Consider the following 14,297-nt stretch of genomic DNA (forward strand, 5'->3'; position numbering starts at 1 on the left):
GTAATTCCAAGGTTTAAATGCCCGCCCAAGCCCCACATCAACGCGGCAGCTCGCTCTCGCCCATCAGGAACTGATCGATGGTGCGAGCGGCTTGGCGGCCTTCGCGGATGGCCCAGACCACCAGCGACTGGCCACGGCGCATGTCACCGGCCGCAAACACCTTGGCCACATTGGTGATGTAGCCGCCCTCTTCGGTGTGGGCTTTGGCGTTGCCACGGTTGTCTTTGTCCACGCCAAAGGCGTCGAGCACGCTGGCGACTGGGTTGGTGAAGCCCATGGCCAAGAGCACCATGTCGGCTTTGTAGTCTTTTTCGGTGCCAGGGACTTCGGTGAGCTTGCCGTCTTTCATCTCCACGTGCACGGTTTTCAAGCCCGTGACTTGACCGTTGTTGCCGATGAATTCTTTGGTGGAGATGGCAAATTCGCGCTCGCAACCCTCCTCATGGCTGGAGCTGGTGCGCAATTTCAACGGCCAATACGGCCACACCAGCGGTTTGTTTTCTTGCTCGGGGGGCTGGGGCATGACCTCGAACTGGGTCACGCTGGTGGCACCGTGGCGGTTGGAGGTGCCCACACAATCAGAGCCGGTGTCGCCGCCACCAATCACGATCACGTGTTTGCCGTCCGCTCGCAGTTGGTCTTTGAATTTGTCGCCCGCATTCACCTTGTTTTGCTGCGGCAAAAACTCCATGGCGAAATGCACGCCACTCAGTTCGCGCCCAGGCACAGGCAAGTCGCGCGAGACTTCAGAGCCGCCCGTGAGGAGCACCGCGTCGAATTCTTTTTTCAGCTGATCGGCGCTGATGCTTTCTTTGGCCCAGTTGGTGACCTTGCTGTCTTTGGGCCAGTTGCCCACCACCACGCCGGTTTTGAAGACCACGCCCTCGGCCTGCATTTGATCCACGCGGCGGTCGATGTGGCTTTTCTCCATTTTGAAGTCGGGGATGCCATAGCGCAGCAAACCGCCCACGCGGTCATTCTTTTCAAACACCGTCACCGCATGACCGACACGGGCCAGCTGTTGGGCTGCCGCCAAACCGGCAGGACCGGCGCCGACCACGGCCACTTTTTTGCCCGTCTTGACAGCGGGTGGCTGGGGCTTGACCCAGCCCTCGGCCCAACCACGGTCGATGATGGCGTGCTCAATCGACTTGATGCCCACCGCGTCGTCGTTCACATTCAAAGTGCAAGCAGCTTCGCAAGGTGCGGGGCAGATGCGGCCAGTGAACTCGGGGAAGTTGTTGGTGCTGTGCAAAACCGTCAAGGCGTTGTGCCATTGGTTGGAGAACACCAAATCGTTGAAGTCGGGGATGATGTTGTTGACGGGGCAGCCGCTGTTGCAAAACGGCGTGCCGCAGTCCATGCAGCGAGCGCTTTGCGTCTTGGCTTGCTCGGGCGACAAACCAATGACGAACTCTTTGTAATGCTTCAAACGCTCGGGCACGGGCTTGTAGCCCTCGTCGATGCGCTCAAACTCCATGAAGCCGGTGATTTTTCCCATGATGTGTATTCCTTGTTGAGCGCTTAAGACTTGACCGTGGCTTTTTTGGCCTTGGCGGGTTTGTCGGCGGATGCAGCGGCCAGTTCACCCAAAGCGCGTTTGTATTCGTTGGGGAAGACCTTGACAAACTTGGCACGGGCTTGGGCCCAGTCGTCGAGCAAGGCACGGGCGCGTTTGGAGCCGGTCCAACGGTGGTGGTCTTCCAGCAGTTTTTTCAGCTGCGCCTCGTCGCTTTGGCCGCGGTGCCACAAGGCTTGCGGCACATCAGCGGCTTGGGTCTTGTCGTCCAACACCTTGTCCAAGCAGACCATGGCGGTGTTGCAGCGGGTGTTGAATTGGCCGTCTTCGTCAAAAACGTAGGCCACGCCGCCGCTCATGCCGGCGGCAAAGTTGCGTCCTGTGCCACCCAACACCACCACGGTGCCGCCGGTCATGTATTCGCAACCGTGGTCGCCGGTGCCTTCAACGACCGCTGTGGCACCCGACAAGCGCACCGCAAAACGCTCACCGGCCACGCCGCTGAAGAAGGCCTCGCCGCTGGTCGCGCCATACAGCACGGTATTGCCCACGATGATGTTGTTCGTGGACTCGCCGCGGAAATCGATGCTGGGTCGTACCACCACACGCCCACCCGACAAACCTTTGCCGGTGTAGTCGTTGGCGTCGCCAATCAAATACAAGGTGATGCCCTTGGCCAAGAAAGCGCCAAACGATTGACCGCCGGTGCCCTCCAACTGGATGCGCAAGGTGTCGTCCGGCAAGCCTTCGGGGCGCACTTGGGTGAGCGCACCCGACAACATCGCACCGACCGAGCGGTTGACGTTGCGCGCCACTTCCATGAACTGCACTTTTTCGCCCTTGTCGATGGCGGCGCGGCTTTTCTCGATCAGCACCTTGTCCAGCGCTTTGTCCAAACCGTGGTCTTGGGTGTCCACATGGAACAAGGCCGTGCCGGTGGGCACCTGCGGTTGCGCCAGCAAGCGGGTGAAGTCCAAGCCACGCGCTTTCCAATGCTCGACGCCTTTTTTCATGTCCAGCAAATCGCTGCGGCCAATCAGGTCGTCGAACTTGGCGATGCCCAGTTGCGCCATGATGTGGCGCACTTCCTCGGCGACAAAGAAGAAATAGTTCACCACATGCTCGGGCTTGCCGGAGAATTTTTGGCGCAGCGCAGGGTCTTGGGTGGCCACACCCACGGGGCAGGTGTTCAAGTGGCATTTGCGCATCATGATGCAGCCCTCGACCACCAAGGGTGCGGTGGCGAAACCAAATTCATCGGCACCCAACAAGGCACCAATGGCGACATCGCGGCCGGTTTTCATTTGGCCGTCGGTTTGCACCCGAATGCGTCCACGCAAACCGTTCATCACCAAGGTTTGCTGGGTTTCGGCCAAACCGATTTCCCAAGGGCTACCCGCGTGTTTGATGGACGACCACGGCGAGGCACCGGTGCCGCCGTCGTGACCGGCGATCACCACATGGTCGGCCTTGCACTTGGCCACACCTGCGGCAATCGTGCCCACACCCACCTCGGACACCAGCTTCACGCTGACGTCGGCATGGGGAGCGACGTTTTTCAGGTCGTGGATGAGTTGCGCCAAGTCTTCGATGGAGTAGATGTCGTGGTGCGGCGGTGGTGAGATCAGGCCCACGCCGGGCACCGAGTAGCGCAAAAAGCCGATGTACTCGGACACCTTGGTGCCTGGCAATTGACCGCCCTCACCCGGCTTGGCGCCTTGCGCCATCTTGATTTGGATTTGGTCCGCGCTGCTGAGGTATTCTGCGGTCACGCCAAAGCGGCCCGAAGCCACTTGCTTGATTTTGGAGCGCAGCGAGTCGCCTGCCAGCAAGGGCATATCGACTTCGACTTGCTTGTCGCCAATCACGCTCTTCAACGACTCACCCGCTTTGATGGGGATGCCTTTAAGTTCGTTGCGGTAACGCGCGGGGTCTTCGCCACCCTCGCCGGTGTTGCTTTTGCCGCCGATCCGGTTCATGGCCACTGCCAAAGTGGCGTGGGCTTCGGTGGAGATGGAGCCCAGCGACATGGCGCCGGTGGCAAAGCGTTTGACGATCTCGGCCGCAGATTCCACTTGGTCCAAAGGAATGGCTTTGGCGGGGTCGATCTTGAACTCGAACAAACCGCGCAGCGTCATGTGGCGGCGGCTTTGGTCGTTGATGAGTTGGGCGTACTCTTTGTAGGTGCTGAAGTTGTTGGCACGGGTGCTGTGCTGCAACTTGGCAATCGCGTCAGGCGACCACATGTGGTCTTCGCCTCGGGTGCGCCACGCGTATTCGCCGCCAGCGTCGAGCATGTTGGCCAGCACCGGGTCGTTGCTGAAGGCACTGGTGTGCATGCGGATGGCTTCTTCGGCGATCTCAAAAATACCGATGCCTTCGACACGGCTGGGTGTGCCCGTGAAGTACTTGGCGATGGTGGGTGTGTTCAAACCAATCGCTTCAAACAACTGAGCACCGCAATAGGACATATAGGTGGACACGCCCATCTTGGACATGATTTTGGAGAGGCCTTTGCCAATCGCTTTCACATAGTTGTAAATGGCTTTGTCGGCCGACAAATCGCCGGGCAACTCGGCGTGCATGGCGGCCAGCGACTCCATCGCCAAATACGGATGCACGGCTTCAGCGCCGTAACCGGCGAGCACCGCGAAGTGATGCACCTCACGGGCGCTGCCGGTTTCCACCACCAAGCCGGCGCTGGTGCGCAAGCCTTCAGTCACCAAATGTTGGTGAATGGCCGACAAGGCCAAGACCGCCGGAATGGCCACTTGGGTGGCGCTGATGGCGCGGTCGCTGATGATCAAAATATTGTGACCACTCTTGATGTGGTCCACAGCTTCAGCGCACAGGGAAGCCAGCTTGGCTTCCACGCCTTCATGGCCCCAGCTGAGCGGGTAGGTGATGTCCAAGGTGGCGCTTTTGAACTTGCCTTGGGTCATGCTTTCGATGTGGCGCAACTTGGCCATGTCTTGGAAGTCCAACACCGGCTGGCTCACCTCCAAGCGCATGGGCGGGTTGACTTGGTTGATGTCGAGCAAATTGGGCTTGGGGCCGACAAACGACACCAAGGACATGACGATGGCCTCGCGGATCGGGTCGATGGGCGGGTTGGTCACTTGCGCAAACAACTGCTTGAAGTAGTTGTAGAGCGATTTGTTTTTGTTGGACAACACCGCCAAGGGGCTGTCGTTGCCCATGGAGCCCAAAGCTTCTTCGCCGTTGGCCGCCATGGGGGCCATGAGGAATTTGAAGTCCTCTTGGCTGTAGCCAAAGGCTTGTTGGCGGTCCAGCAGGGCGATATTGCTTTGGTCGGGTGTGCCCACGGGATGCTCGGCCACATCGTCCAAGCGGATGCGCAGGTTTTCAATCCATTGTTTGTAGGGCTTGCTGTTGGCCAAGCCGGACTTCAACTCTTCGTCATTGATCATGCGACCTTGCTCGAGGTCGATCAAGAACATCTTGCCGGGCTGCAAACGCCATTTGCGAACGATCTTGCTCTCGGGCACAGGCAACACGCCGGACTCGGAGCCCATGATGACCAAATCGTCGTCGGTGATGCAGTAACGCGAGGGGCGCAGACCGTTGCGGTCCAAGGTGGCGCCAATTTGGCGGCCATCGGTGAACACGATGGAGGCTGGGCCGTCCCAAGGCTCCAACATGGCGGCGTGGTATTCGTAAAACGCACGGCGACGTGGGTCCATGGTGCTGTGGTTTTCCCAAGGCTCGGGAATCATCATCATCACCGCTTGGCTCAAGGGGTAGCCGGCCATGGTCAGCAGCTCGAGGCAGTTGTCAAAGGTGGCGGTGTCGGACTGATCGGCAAAGCTGATGGGATAGAGCTTCTTCAGGTCAGCGCCCAACACGGCGGAGGACATCACGCCTTCACGCGCCTTCATCCAGTTGTAGTTGCCCTTGACGGTGTTGATCTCGCCGTTGTGCGCCACATAGCGGTAGGGGTGGGCCAGCGGCCACTCGGGGAAGGTGTTGGTGGAAAAGCGCTGATGCACCAAGCCCAGCGCCGAGACACAGCGCTCGTCTTGCAGGTCTTTGAAATAGGTACCCACTTGGTCGGCCAGCAGCAAGCCTTTGTAGATGATGGTGCGGCTGGACATGCTGGGCACGTAATACTCTTTGCCGTGCTTCAAGTTCAGGTGCGAAATCGCCGCGCTGGCGGTTTTGCGAATGACATACAGCTTGCGCTCCAAAGCGTCTTGCACGATGACGTCGTTGCCGCGACCGATGAACACTTGGCGAATGACCGGCTCTTTGGCCCGCACCGTGGGCGACATGGGCATGTCCAGATTCACCGGCACATCGCGCCAGCCCAGCAGCACTTGGCCTTCGGAACGGATGGCACGCTCCAACTCTTGCTCACAAGCCAAACGCGAGGCGTGTTCTTTGGGCAAAAACACCATGCCCACGCCGTATTCACCAAACGCTGGCAAGGTCACGCCCACGGACCCGTCAGGGGCCGTTCCAACCCGCGCCATGTCTTCGCGGTACAGCGCATCGGGCAGCTGGATCAAGATGCCCGCGCCATCACCCATCAATTTGTCGGCACCCACCGCACCCCGGTGGTCCAGGTTTTCCAATATCTTCAGCGCTTGGCTGACGATGGCATGGGTTTTCGCCCCCTTGATGTGCGCCACAAAACCCACGCCACAGGCGTCGTGTTCTTGCGAGGACTGGTACAAACCCTCGGTGAAAGAGCGGGGATCAAACGGGTGAGAGGCCTGAGACATGGCGCATTCCTTGGCGGTTCAACTTCAAAAGGACGTGAATCTTAGTCCAGCGCAACATCAATGCCAAGCCATTTAATTGGGGTCAGATTCCAATTAATTCAGCACTTCAGTCCCAATCGTTTAATTAGGGACGGATTAATTAAAAATATAAAGCATTGATTTTAATTGGGTTTTTCAGGGATCTATGCCAACCCTTCAGCCTGACCAGGCAACGGCGGTCTACCGACCTTGGCTTTTTGGGGGCGTCGGCTTGTTTTTTCTTGCAGTTCGGCCATGAAATCAGCCTCCCCCAATGCCCAACCTTTGAGCGCCGCATCGGTCAATGCGACTTGTTGGTTCGCACCCAAGCCCGCTTGCACCAATTCGGCGTATGCGGCCTCGCGATCAAAAGGGGTGTTGCCCAGCGCCCAAAACAAAGGGTGGGGCGTGATCAAACTGTCCACCCGCTGGCCCAGGTAGTGGGCATGGCTGGACCAAGGGTGATCGACCGCCTGCGCCACCATCCCCGCGCGGACCGGGTTGAGATCGATATAAACCATGCATGCGAGCAAATAGCGCTCACTTTGGATGACCGCCGATCGGTAGCGTCCCTCCCAGAGGGTGCCGGTGCGGCCTTGCGCGTCATTGAACGCCCTGACATAACTGCGCCCCACCCCCTGCATCATGGCGGGCAGGCCACCGTCCTTTTGTGGCGTGACCAATAGGTGCATGTGGTTATCCATCAACACGTAAGCGTGCACTTGCACAGCGTTTTCTGCACTGTGGCGTGCGAGCAAATCCAACATGTGCAGCCGATCGGCACGGGTGTGAAAAATGGCCTGGCGGTTGTTTCCCCGCAAGATCACATGGTGGGGGTAACCAGTCACGGTCAAACGAGGTAAGCGGGCCATGACGTCATATTAATTGGAATCTGACCCCATTTAAATCTTTTATTTGATTTTTATACAACTTTTAGTGGATGTTTTTGTAAATTTATTGACTTTATTTAACTTAGGTATTATATTTATTTCATGGATTACCGCTTTTTCCGTCAAAAACTGCAACCACCTGTCATCGAGCTGGATGAAGGCTGGGAGGTATTGACCGATCCGCGTTGGCCAGGGGGCCTTTATCGGCAGCGCTCAGACCCCGATGATTTGTCGACATCCACACGTCCTGCTGCCCATAAGCGTCTTGCACTGGCCGCTTTCAGCCACCCAGCCACACTGGTCAAAGGGCTGGCCGTTGACCTGATGGTCTGAACTTCGGGTTTTGGCCGTTCCGCCATCTCACTTGACCCAGCTTCAAAATAGGCTCGCGGGAAAGCGCATCTCACCCCAGGCTTGTAGGCCCAACTGAGTCAGCAAAGCCTGCAAACGCTCACCGGCGCTGTGCTTTTTTTGCCCCGTGTGGTGCGCCAAGATCAGCTCGTTTTTCATGCTGTGCTCCCAACCCACCAACTCGGTGACGGTGACTTGGTAGCCCTGCAACTCCAAGTACAGGCATCGCATGACATTGGTGATCTGGCTGCCCATCTCGCGGGTGTGCAAGGGGTGGCGCCACAACTCGGCCAAAGGGGTGCGCGCCAATTGCAGGGCTTTGTCTTGGCGCAGGCACGCCGCCACCTCGGCCTGGCAGCAGGGCACCAAGGCCATGAACTTGGCGTGTTTGGCCAAGCCAAAAGCAATGGCGTCATCGGTGGCGGTGTCGCAGGCATGTAGCGCGGTGACCATGTCAATCTGCTCGGGCAAGCTTTCATCTGTAGCGGCTTGGCTCACACTGGCATTGACAAACTGCATGCCCTCTGCAAAGCCCAATTGCTTTGCCAATTGCTGAGATGCCGCCACCAACTCGGGGCGGGTTTCAATGCCAATCACCTGACCCACCGACCGACCGTGAACCAGCTGTTGCGGCTTAAAAAACAAGTCGTGGATCATGAAGCCTAAATACGACTTGCCTGCGCCATGGTCAGCCAGGGTGATGGGTGCGGTGTTGCCGTGGGCCAAGCGCTGCGTCAGCATCTCCATCAAAGGCTTTTCGATGAACTGAAACAGGTGCTTCACCTGCTTCAACTTGCGCCGTGAGTCTTGGTTGAGCTTGCCCTCACGGGTGAGGATGTGCAGAGCTTTCAGGAGTTCGATGGACTGGCCGGGGCGCAGATCGAGTTGATCGCTGGGGGATGTGGGTTGGGTGGGGGATGAGTTTTTTGTTTTAACCATGGTTGTCTTCTTGTTCGGTGACCCAGCGAATGGCCGTCATCACATCCACCACCACAATGCCGTCTTTCAAAGGATAGGGTTGCGCGACAGGAGCGACCAACAGTTTTCGCACAGCCCCCAAGTCTGTGGCTGCTTGATAAAAGCCTCGTGATACGGTGGGCGCACTGGAACGCTTGATTTCAATGACCCATGTTTGCTGGTTGCGAAATGTCAGCACCAAGTCCACCTCGGCGCCATTGCTGGTTCGGTAAAAACAGGCTTGGGCTTGTGGCGCTGCGTTGATCAGCTGCTCCATGACGAAGCCCTCCCAGCTTGAACCCGCTATGGGGTGGCCCAGCACCGCGTCCAAGTTTGGCAAGCCCAACAAGGCATGTACCAAACCACTGTCACGCACATACACCTTGGGCGAGCGAATCAAACGTTTGCCCACATTGCCATGCCATGCGGGCAAGCGGCGCACCAGCATGAGGTCACACAACAAGTCGATGTAACGGCTGACAGTTTGACCGCTGATGGCCAAAGCTGCGGCGAGTTTGGACAGGTCCAACAATTCGCCTTGGTGGTGCGCCAACATGGTCCATAAACGCCGCAGGGTGGTGGCGGGGATGCGAGGCCCCAGCGCTGGAATGTCTTTTTCCAAATAAGTGGCCATAAACACCTCACGCCAAGTCATGCTGTCGGCATCGGTTGGGGCCAACCAAGACAGGGGGAAACCGCCTCGCACCCACAAAGCATTGAGGTCTGCAACGCTAGGCTGGTCCGTGAAAATTTCGGGTGCTTGAAGTGGCGGCAACTCCACATAAGCCACCCGCCCCGCCAAACTTTCGCTGGACTGCTGCATCAACACGCCTGTGGCCGAGCCCAGCAACAAGAACTGCCCACTGGCTTGGCCCATGCGGCGACGCTGATCAATCACGCCGCGCAAAATGCCAAACAACTCGGGCATGCGCTGCACCTCGTCCAAGATGACCAGCTGCTGCGCATGTGCCATCAAAAAGGCTTCGGGGTCATCCATTTGCCTTTGCGCAGAAGGCAGTTCAAGGTCTAAATAAAGTGCATCGGGGTACAGCGCTTTTTGGGCAAACGCCAAGGTGGTTTTGCCCGCCTGACGCGGCCCGAGCAGGCCTACAGCCGGAAACTGCTGCAAGCGTTGGATGAGCTTTTGCTGGGACAACCTCTGGTACATCCATGTATTTTATCCAGTAAATAGAAAAAATACATGGTTAATTTTCTTGAAAAGCAGTGTGAACTTCATTCACCCCGAGTTTTTCAACAAAATGATGGTGAACTCTTTGCGCTTTTTCAAAAGCGCTGTTTTCATGACCCAGATGGATATGAAAAATGAAGCCACCCAAACCAAGGGTCCGAAAAATGTAAGCACCAGCTCTGGACGCCCAAGCAGATAAGCAATGCCACCCATCAAGGCCCCAAGGACAAGTGCCGCCAAAATGGTCCAAGCAATTGAGCGCCAAGCCATTGACCACCAAATAGACAGCAGTCTTTTAAAGGTCAGATCAAGTATTACTTTTTCATTTTTACCCACTTTTATTCCTTCAAAAGCCAGAACATGCTTTATTGGACAATAAGCAGATATTTAATGATTACTTTGAATTAAAAATTCAAATTTAATGGCTTTTAATTAGTTAATTTGTACTATTTATGCAACATTGACCATTTGGTTTGATGCGTCAAGCCACATCAATAGAGCCTGGAATTGATTTCCAAAGCCTGCCACCCCGCCACACCCATCTCTCGCAGCAAAGCCGTGTTGCGCTCATAAATCAAGGCGGCATCAGGAAAGGCCTGAACCGCGCGGGTCACGCTGTCTTCGCGCAGCAAATGCAGCGTGGGGTAAGGCGATTGGTTGGTGCGGTTTTCCACATCTTCGGGCGCAGTGCCCGCAAACTGGTAGTTTGGGTGAAAGTCTGCAATTTGCAGCACACCCTCCAAGTCCATGGCCTGCAACACCGCTTCGCAATCGAACAAAAATTCGTTGAAATCCAAAAAGTCGGGCAGCAGGTAGGGCGCAATCAACAAGGTGGTGTCCAGGGTGTCGGGGTCGGTATCGACCAAGGTTTGCATCTCGGTTTGCAACAGCTTCAACACCTGCTCGGGTTCGGTGAGTTCGGTCACCACATAGCGCACCTGCCCTTTGGCCATCACCGCTTTGGCAAAGGGGCACAGGTTCAAGCCCACCACGGCGCGGGTCAGCCACGCCTGGGTGTCTTCGATCGCAATGCGCTCGGTGTCGGCCAGGTCAGCCATGGGATGTTGCGGCCAAGGTTTTGAGTTCCAGGGCTTTTTGGATGCGCAGCGCCAGCACCAGACCCAAAGTGGCCATGCTGAGCGTGACCACCCAGGTCCATTGCCAACCGCCCACCGCACCGGCCAGCCAGGCCACCACCAAGGGACCGATGAATTGGCCGGTGGCCGACCATTGCTGCATCCATCCCACGGTGGTGGAGACGGTGTCTTCGCTGGGGGCCAAGCGCACCGCGCAGGCGAACAAGGTGCCGGGTATCAGGCCACCCACCGCCGAAAACAACACCACGCAGGCGTAGCGGGCAGCAAAGGGCAATTGCAAGCCACCCCAATCCCAAAACGCCCCCACTGCGCCCAAGCCCATCACCACATAGCCGGTGGCCATGGTTTGGCGTGCACTCCAACCGCGCTGGGGCAAACGGCCCGACATCCAATTGCCCGAAAAATTGACCAAAGCCACCAGCGCGGTGAGCACGCCCGTCATGCCCCAAGAAATGTTGTTTTGGGTGTAGATGGTGGGTAAAAAGCCAATCACCGACATCCATTGCCCGGTGTAAACCGCAAACGCGAACGCAATCAGCCACGGCCCCGGGGTGGTGAGGGTGCGCACCAAGCGGTCACGCCAACCGGCCACAGCCGCCAGCGTTTCTTTGGGGGCCATGGGAGCGGGTAGCGACAAGGGCCGAGGTACCACCGTCCACACCGCCAGCCAGGCCAAAAATGACACAGCGCCAGCAAACATCCACCACGTGGCCCAGCCCCACAAGCCCATGATGATGGGCCCCAGCAACAAACCCAAAGCACTGCCAAATGACATGTAGGTGCCCCACCCGCCCATGCGCGCGCTCAACTCAGCAGGCGCCACGTTTTGCCGAATCAAACCCGGCGCGGGTGTGACCACCAGCAAGAACCCCAGGCCTTCCACCCCCCGCAGCACCAGCAAGCTGGTGGCGTCGGGGGCCAAACCACCGAGGCAACTGGAAAAAAACATCAGGCTCAAACCCATGAGCATGCATTTGCGCAGGCCCCAATGGTCGGCGCTCAGGCCCACCACCAAGCCCAGCAGCATGCCGGCAAACTGCACCATGGACAGCATCAGACCCGATTGCATCAGGCTCAATCCCAGTTCAAGGTGCAGCAGCGGAATGGCCGGCGGGATCTTGCCCACATGCAAAGCCGCACTGATGCCGGCCCAAATCACCACCGTGGCGGGGCTCAATCCCTTGGCTGGGGCTGTGCCGCTCATGGCCATGGCCTCGCCATCGGGTGGTTGATGGCCGTGGCCGAGTTGGGGCACAAACGGGCATGCTCGCGGGTGGCAAAACGATCGGTCATACCGGCAATGTAATCGGCCACTGCCCGATGGCGATTCGCCCGCTCGCGGTGTTCAGGGGGCATTTCTTGCGGCCGATCCAGGTAGTTGTGAAACAACTCCTCCACCACGCAGCGCGCCCAATCGGTGGTGGCCATCACTTGCGGGTGTCGGTAGAGGTTGTGAAACAAAAACTGCTTCAACGCCAAGGAGCGCTCGCGCATGTCGGCACCAAAGCCGACCACCGGGGGCGACAGGCGCACGCCATCGGCGCTGCGCAGCACCACCGTTTGCATCGAGCCACGGGTGTGCGCCATCACGTCATACACCTGATCACTGAGCATTCGCCGGATGGACTCATAGAGCAAACGCCTGGGCGATAAAGCCGGGTATTCGAGTTGGACGGCTTGTCGATAAGCATCGAACAAAGGCACATCTTGCAACTGCTCCAGGCTGATCAAACCCGAGCGCACACCGTCGTCGATGTCGTGTGCGTTGTAGGCCACCTCATCAGCCAAATTGCACAACTGCGCCTCCAAGCTGGGTTGGGTGCGATTCACAAAACGGGCGCCCACACCATCAGGCTCCTCGCGCTCGATGGCTTGGGCGTTGTGCAGCGAGCAATGCTTGAGGATGCCCTCGCGTGTTTCGAAGCACAGGTTGAGGCCGTCAAAGTCGGGGTAGCGCGCCTCCAACCGATCCACCACCCTCAGGCTTTGCAAGTTGTGCTCAAAGCCGCCGTGTTCGGCCATGCAATCGTGCAATGCGTCTTGACCCGCGTGGCCAAACGGGGTGTGGCCCAGGTCGTGCGCCAGCGCAATCGCCTCCACCAAGTCCTCGTGCAGCCCCAAAGCCCGCGCCAGGGATCGCGCCAGTTGCGCAACCTCCAGTGAATGGGTCATGCGGGTGCGAAACAAGTCGCCTTCATGGTTCAAAAAAACCTGGGTTTTATAGACCAGGCGGCGGAAGGCAGTGGAATGCACGATGCGGTCGCGGTCGCGCTGAAAGGCGTTGCGGGTGGGGGCGTCAGGCTGGGGGTGAAGCCGGCCCCGGCTCAACGCCGGGTTACAGGCCAAGTCGCTGAGTGCGGGGGCCAGGTGTTCGCCCTTTTCCAATGGGACCACGCCATGCGTTGCCTCCTGCAAGGGCACAGCCAACCAACTCATGCGGCGCAACAGGCCAGTAACACGTCAGCCACCATGGCGTCGGGTGCACCCCGCACCACAGCGCGCCCTGGCCCGTCGATGAGCACAAAGCGGATGTCACCGGCCTGGGCCTTCTTGTCCACCCGCATGTGGTGCAAATAGGTTTCCACGCCCAAGGCGGGCCCCACGATGGGCAAGCCCGCGCGTTCGATCACCTGGGTCAAGCGCTGCACAAAGGCCACATCCACCAGGCCCAGGCGCTGAGACAAATGGGCGGCCATCACCATCCCACAACCCACGGCCTCGCCATGCAACCACTCGCCAAAACCCAAACCGGCTTCGATGGCATGGCCAAAGGTATGGCCAAAGTTGAGGATGGCGCGCAAGCCCCCTTCACGCTCGTCTTGGCCCACCACCTCGGCCTTGATTTGGCAACTGCGCTGAACCGCCCAGGCCAAAGGGGCTGGGTCGCGGGCCAACAAAGCGTCCAAGTGGGTTTCGATCCAATCCAGGAAAGCCATGTCCGCAATCGGGCCGTATTTGATGACTTCGGCCAAACCCGCGCTGAGTTCGCGCGCCGGCAAGGTCTGCAAGGTATCCAGGTCGCACACCACCCGCACAGGTTGGTAGAAAGCGCCAATCATGTTCTTGCCCAAGGGGTGGTTGATGGCGGTTTTTCCGCCCACCGATGAGTCCACCTGGGCCAACAAGGTGGTGGGTACTTGAACAAAGGGCACGCCCCGCATGTAGCAGGCGGCGGCAAAACCGGTCATGTCGCCCACCACACCGCCGCCCAAGGCCACCAACACGGTGCGTCGGTCACAGGCCATGCCCAGCAACAGGTCGAAAATTTGGTTCAACGCCTCCCACCCCTTGTGCGCCTCGCCATCGGGCAAGGCCAGCACATGCACCTGGGCAAAGCAGGGGGCCAATGCCGCCCGCACTGACGCCGCATACAACGGGGCCACAGTGGTGTTGGTGACGATCAGCGCGCTGCTGCCGCGGGGCAAGTCGGCCCAAGTGCCGGGGTCCGACAGCAAGCCCGCACCGATGAGAATGGGGTAGCTGCGGTCACCCAAATGGATGTGAACCGTCTCGATCGGGGTATGGGCCATG

Annotated in this window: 11 protein-coding genes; 1 reads left to right on the top strand and 10 read right to left on the bottom strand. The window is 58.4% G+C overall.

What is annotated here, in order from left to right; all coding sequences use genetic code 11:
* Nucleotides 1–37: 37 nt before the first annotated feature.
* The 3 genes from AC8GFZ_RS06485 to AC8GFZ_RS06495 form a co-directional block, all read right to left on the bottom strand.
* A complete protein-coding gene (locus AC8GFZ_RS06485; protein WP_506643497.1) occupies nucleotides 38–1,501 on the bottom strand; it encodes a glutamate synthase subunit beta in 1,464 nt (487 codons plus the stop codon).
* Nucleotides 1,502–1,524: 23 nt separating this feature from the next.
* Nucleotides 1,525–6,264, bottom strand: coding sequence for a glutamate synthase-related protein (locus AC8GFZ_RS06490; protein ID WP_506643499.1), 4,740 nt, complete (start codon nucleotides 6,262–6,264; stop codon nucleotides 1,525–1,527).
* Nucleotides 6,265–6,446: 182 nt separating this feature from the next.
* Complete coding sequence (locus AC8GFZ_RS06495) at nucleotides 6,447–7,154, bottom strand: transposase (RefSeq protein WP_506643501.1); 708 nt, start codon at nucleotides 7,152–7,154, stop codon at nucleotides 6,447–6,449.
* 120 nt (nucleotides 7,155–7,274) lie between these two features.
* Here AC8GFZ_RS06495 and AC8GFZ_RS06500 point away from each other — a divergent pair, with 120 nt between their 5' ends.
* A complete protein-coding gene (locus AC8GFZ_RS06500; RefSeq protein WP_506643503.1) occupies nucleotides 7,275–7,505 on the top strand; it encodes a hypothetical protein in 231 nt (76 codons plus the stop codon).
* Between the two features lie 42 nt (nucleotides 7,506–7,547).
* Here the strand turns inward: AC8GFZ_RS06500 and AC8GFZ_RS06505 are convergent, their stop codons facing one another.
* The 7 genes from AC8GFZ_RS06505 to aroB form a co-directional block, all read right to left on the bottom strand.
* Nucleotides 7,548–8,462, bottom strand: coding sequence for a class I SAM-dependent methyltransferase (locus AC8GFZ_RS06505; protein ID WP_506643505.1), 915 nt, complete (start codon nucleotides 8,460–8,462; stop codon nucleotides 7,548–7,550).
* On the bottom strand, nucleotides 8,455–9,648 hold the full coding sequence (locus AC8GFZ_RS06510) for an ATP-binding protein (protein ID WP_506643507.1): 1,194 nt from the start codon (nucleotides 9,646–9,648) through the stop codon (nucleotides 8,455–8,457). The genes AC8GFZ_RS06505 and AC8GFZ_RS06510 overlap by 8 nt, the downstream gene beginning before the upstream one ends.
* Nucleotides 9,649–9,717: 69 nt before the next feature.
* Nucleotides 9,718–10,005, bottom strand: coding sequence for a hypothetical protein (locus tag AC8GFZ_RS06515; RefSeq protein WP_506643509.1), 288 nt, complete (start codon nucleotides 10,003–10,005; stop codon nucleotides 9,718–9,720).
* A gap of 155 nt (nucleotides 10,006–10,160) precedes the next feature.
* Nucleotides 10,161–10,727, bottom strand: a complete 567-nt coding sequence (locus AC8GFZ_RS06520) for a DUF1415 domain-containing protein (RefSeq protein ID WP_506643511.1) — start codon at nucleotides 10,725–10,727, stop codon at nucleotides 10,161–10,163.
* Nucleotides 10,720–11,970, bottom strand: a complete 1,251-nt coding sequence (locus AC8GFZ_RS06525) for an MFS transporter (RefSeq protein ID WP_506643513.1) — start codon at nucleotides 11,968–11,970, stop codon at nucleotides 10,720–10,722. The genes AC8GFZ_RS06520 and AC8GFZ_RS06525 overlap by 8 nt, the downstream gene beginning before the upstream one ends.
* Nucleotides 11,967–13,202: a deoxyguanosinetriphosphate triphosphohydrolase gene (locus AC8GFZ_RS06530; protein ID WP_506643515.1), complete on the bottom strand. Its 1,236-nt coding sequence runs from the start codon at nucleotides 13,200–13,202 to the stop codon at nucleotides 11,967–11,969. The genes AC8GFZ_RS06525 and AC8GFZ_RS06530 overlap by 4 nt, the downstream gene beginning before the upstream one ends.
* Nucleotides 13,199–14,296 carry a 3-dehydroquinate synthase gene (aroB, locus tag AC8GFZ_RS06535; protein WP_506643517.1) on the bottom strand — a complete coding sequence of 366 codons (1,098 nt, stop codon included), beginning with the start codon at nucleotides 14,294–14,296 and terminating at the stop codon, nucleotides 13,199–13,201. Before aroB ends, AC8GFZ_RS06530 begins: the two co-directional genes overlap by 4 nt.
* Between the last annotated feature and the right edge of the window lies 1 nt (nucleotide 14,297).

This window comes from Limnohabitans rimovensis (SeqCode) (assembly GCF_965234775.1).
GTDB classification, from domain to species: Bacteria; Pseudomonadota; Gammaproteobacteria; order Burkholderiales; family Burkholderiaceae_C; genus Limnohabitans; species Limnohabitans rimovensis.